Genomic DNA, 4,222 nt, shown 5'->3' on the forward strand with positions numbered 1-4,222 from the left:
CGCGACCACCCCCAACCCCTCTCCCTCAGGGCCCTCACCCCCAACCCCTCTCCCTGAGGGAGAGGGGAGTTAGGGAACGACGTAACGAACCGTTTCGTTGCTGTTTGAAGTGGCTGTATCTCAAGCCGGCTTGGAACGACTTGAATGGACAGGCAGCACAAATGTATACCTGAAGCTCCCCAACTAGCGCAAAAAGCTGGTTATCAGCCACATCACCCCAAACGTGATCCCCACCAACAGGGCGCCGGGGGCATCGCCGCCGGTGAGGGGAAGGGCAATGCCGTAGGCCAACATCAGTCCTAGGCTCAGTCCTGCCAGCGCCAAGAGAAAAGCGCGAAGGAAGCGGCGCTCCTTGCGGTACAGGAAATAGATGCAGGTCATCAGCCCCAGCGCCAGTTGCAGGGAGGGATACTCATCAGGGGCCAAGACAACCCAACCCACCAGCCCTCCCAGCAACACGGCGGGCCAGAGCACATCCGGGGCAGAAGGGCTATCCAGCCAACGGCTGATCCAGGGGGGATTTTGGGCAGCAGGACGGGTCAAACTCGGTTCTGTCTCTGGACGGCTAGCCCGTTGTTCGGCGTAGCGAATGCGGTCGGGGACGGCGATCTTGCCCTCCTTGCGCAGGCGCAGGCGCTGCATCAGGATGGCGTCGTAGGCCTGTTCCACCCGCTCCTGCTGCTGTTCATCCGCACCCAAGCTGGCCAGGAGCCGGGCCCGCGCCGATTGGATCTCCTCAAAGGAGGCTTCTTCGCTGACCCCTAAGACCTGATACGGACTCATCTCAGCCATGACGACCAGCCCTGTAACTCTCTATCACCTTAACCCAGCCGCCAATTCAGCGGCAGGAGCCGACGGCAGGGGTTGGGTTGCCTTCTCCTCAAGGGATCCAGCAGCAGAGCGGAGGAGAGCCTGCAGGGAGCGGGCCACCTGCTCAACCGCGGCTTGGGTGGTGGCCTTGCCCAGGCTGAGGCGGATAGATCCCAGGGCCTCGACCTCGGAATAGCCCATGGCCAAAAGGATACGGCTGGGGATCCGCTGGCCGCTGCTACAGGCAGAGCCGGCGCTGATGGCGATTCCCTGGCGGCTCATCTCCCTCACCAGCACGTGCCCCGGGATCGCGGCAGTGCAGTAGCTGAGGTGGTGGGGCAGGCGTTGCTCCAGATCCGAGGGGCCGATCAGCCGTAAACCCGGCACAGAGGCCAGCAACTGGGCCAGCTGCCGTTGCAACTGCCGCAGGCGGGCCGTCTCCCGCTCCAGCTCTTGGGCTGCCAAAGCCGCCGCCACCCCTAGGCCGACAATGGCAGGGATCCCTTGGGTGCCGGCTCGCAGCCGCCGTTCTTGCCCGCCCCCCCGCAGCAACGGTTGCAGCTCCACCCCTGGGCGCACATAGAGCGCCCCCACCCCCTGCGGCCCGTAAAGCTTATGCCCAGACAGGGAGAGCAGGTCTACAGGCAGTTGCGCCAGATCCAGGGGGATCCGCCCCGCCGTCTGCACCGCGTCGGTGTGGAAGAGCACCCCAGCCTGGCGACAGAGGCGGCCCAGCTCGGCAATCGGCTGCAGGGATCCCACCTCATTCTGGCCGTGGACGATGGAGACCAGAACGGTCTTGGGCTGCAACGCCTGGATCAAGGTTTGGGGATCCACCTGGCCGGCGGAGTTCACCGGCAGACGGGTTACCTCCCAGCCCTGGGCCTGCAACCGACGGGCGGCATTCTCCACCGAGGCGTGCTCGACGCTGGAGATGATGAGATGCTGGGGAGTGGAGTAGCGCTGCGCCACCCCAAACAGGGCCAGGTTGTTGGACTCCGTTCCGCCAGAGGTAAACAGCAGCGTCTCCGGCTCACAGTTGAGCAGCTCGGCCACCTGCTGCCGCGCCCGTTCCATGGCCATGGCCGCCCGTTCTCCCCACCCATGCAAGCTGGAGGGGTTGCCCCAACTCTCCTGCATCGCCAGCCCCATAGCCTCGATCACCTCAGGCCGAGGCGGAGTGGTGGCGCTGTGGTCAAAGTAAAGTGCGGGATCCAGAGGCGACATGCGAGCTTGACAACCCAGGACTCGATGTCCCCATCTTAGTGCCGGCGCGTTGGCAGTTCACACCCCTTGCCGCAGCCGTTCCAGCACCCCCAGGTCTTCCAGAGTAGAAGTATCGCCGCTGATGCCGGAGCCGGCAGCCAGTTGCCGCAGCAGGCGGCGCATGATCTTGCCAGAGCGGGTCTTGGGCAGCGCCTCGGTGAAGCGAATTTCGCTGGGGCGGGCGATGGCTCCGATCTCCTCGACCACATGTTGCATCAGCGCTTGGCGCAGCGCTTCGCCCGGCCCGTAGCCCTCCGCCAAGATGACAAAAGCCACGATCGCCTCTCCCTTGATCTCGTCCGGTCGCCCCACCACCGCTGCCTCCGCCACAGCTGGGTGAGAGACCAGCGCCGATTCCAATTCCATCGTGCCCAGACGGTGGCCGGCAACATTGATGACATCGTCCACCCGGCCCATCACCCAAAAGTAGCCATCTTCATCCCGGCGGGCGCCGTCCCCGGCAAAGTAGAAGTACTGCCCATCCTTGGGTGGGATCCGCTCCCAGTAACTGGAGCGGAACCGCTGCGGATCTTTGTAAAGGGTGCGCATCATGCCCGGCCAGGGACGGCGGATCACCAGATAACCCCCTTCTGGGGCCGGGTTCCCTTCCATGTCGACCACATCTGCCGCAATGCCCGGGAAAGGGCGGGTGGCGGATCCCGGCTTGGTGGGTGTAACTCCCGGCAGGGGCGAGATCATAATGCCGCCGGTTTCGGTCTGCCACCAGGTATCCACAATCGGGCAGCGCCCACTGCCGATGACGGTGTAGTACCACATCCAGGCTTCCGGGTTGATCGGCTCGCCCACGGTGCCCAACAGCCGCAGCGAGGAGAGGTCATGCCGGCGGGGCAGGGCGTCGCCACTTTTCATAAAAGCCCGGATTGCCGTGGGGGCGGTGTAGAAAATCGAGATGCGGTGGCGGGCGATCAGCTCCCAGAAACAATCGGGTTTAGCAGGTCGGGGCGCCCCCTCGTACATAAACACCGTCGCACCATTGGAGAGGGGGCCATAGACGATGTAGCTGTGGCCCGTGATCCAGCCAACATCGGCAGTACACCAGTAGATGTCTTCTTCTTGCAAATCGAAGATCCACTGACAGGTGACGTGAGTGTAGAGGTTGTAGCCGCCGCTGGTGTGGACAACGCCTTTGGGCTTGCCGGTGGTGCCGGAGGTGTAGAGGATAAACAGCATCGCCTCCGCGTCCATCGGCTCGGCGGGGCAGGCTTCTTCTAGGCTGGGGGCCAGCTCATGCCACCAGATATCTCGATCCGGGATCATCGACACAGCTTGTCCTGTCCGCTGCACCACCAGGACTTTTTCGACGCTGGGCACCCCTTCCGCCAGCGCCAAGTCCACTTGGGGCTTGAGGGGGACGATGGCATCTTTGCGCCAGCCCCCATCGGCGGTAATGACGACTTTGGCTTCCGCATCCCGCAGCCGCTCCTTGAGGGCCTCGGCGCTGAACCCGCCGAACACCACCGTATGGGCTGCCCCGATCCGCGCACAGGCCAGCATGGCCATGACGGCCTCCGGGATCATCGGCATGTAGATCCCCACCCGATCCCCTTTTTGAATGCCCAGAGACTTGAGGCCGTTGGCCCAGCGGCAGACCTCGCGGTGGAGCTGCTCGTAGGTCAGGGTGCGAGTGTCCCCCGGCTCCCCCTCCCAGATGAGGGCGGGCTTGTGGCGGCGGCCATTGTCCAAATGGCGATCCAGGCAGTTGTAGCTGAGGTTGAGCTGTCCCCCCACAAACCATTGCGCCTGGGGCGGATCCCAGTGCAACACCTGCTGCCAAGGCTGAAACCAGTGCAATTCCTGCTGTGCCAGCCGCTCCCAAAACCCCAAGGGATCCGCTTCCGCCTCTTGGCAAATCTGTTGGTAGCGCTCAGGGGTGATGCGAGCCCGCTGCACAAACGAGGGAGGCGGCGGGAAAAGGCGTTTTTCCTGCAGAATCGACTCCAGGGCCGGTTGAGACATGGCGACAAGACCGGTACAGACAAGGGATCCCAACCGCGCCGCGGCTCCCTACAAGGAACGACGGGAGGGGGGTGGGAATAGGATACCTACCCCAGCAGGGGTAGAGCAAGGGATCGATCCCCGGCCCTTGTCCCAAAGGGAGAGGGGAACTCTTGAAATTACTTGAAAA

Annotated in this window: 3 protein-coding genes; all 3 read right to left on the bottom strand. The window is 63.7% G+C overall.

Annotation, left to right across the window (positions count from 1 at the left end; genetic code table 11):
• Positions 1-183: 183 nt before the first annotated feature.
• The 3 genes from NW844_RS12295 to acs are packed head-to-tail and all read right to left on the bottom strand — an operon-like array spanning position 184 to position 4,053.
• Positions 184-783 carry a CPP1-like family protein gene (locus NW844_RS12295; RefSeq protein WP_414336036.1) on the bottom strand — a complete coding sequence of 200 codons (600 nt, stop codon included), beginning with the start codon at positions 781-783 and terminating at the stop codon, positions 184-186.
• A 33-nt stretch (positions 784-816) separates the two neighbouring features.
• Complete coding sequence (locus NW844_RS12300; protein WP_414336038.1) at positions 817-2,037, bottom strand: cysteine desulfurase family protein; 1,221 nt, start codon at positions 2,035-2,037, stop codon at positions 817-819.
• 57 nt (positions 2,038-2,094) lie between these two features.
• Entirely contained in the window at positions 2,095-4,053 is a 1,959-nt protein-coding gene (acs, locus tag NW844_RS12305; protein WP_414336040.1) for an acetate--CoA ligase, read from the bottom strand.
• Between the last annotated feature and the right edge of the window lie 169 nt (positions 4,054-4,222).

It is taken from the genome of Synechococcus sp. H55.2 (assembly GCF_047462495.1).
Classification (GTDB): domain Bacteria; phylum Cyanobacteriota; class Cyanobacteriia; order Thermostichales; family Thermostichaceae; genus Thermostichus.

Coding starts and splice junctions, on each gene's coding strand:
- acs (WP_414336040.1), bottom strand. CDS start 4,053: ATGTCTCAACCGGCCCTGGAGTCGATTCTGCAGGAAAAACGCCTTTTC.
- NW844_RS12300 (WP_414336038.1), bottom strand. CDS start 2,037: ATGTCGCCTCTGGATCCCGCACTTTACTTTGACCACAGCGCCACCACT.
- NW844_RS12295 (WP_414336036.1), bottom strand. CDS start 783: ATGAGTCCGTATCAGGTCTTAGGGGTCAGCGAAGAAGCCTCCTTTGAG.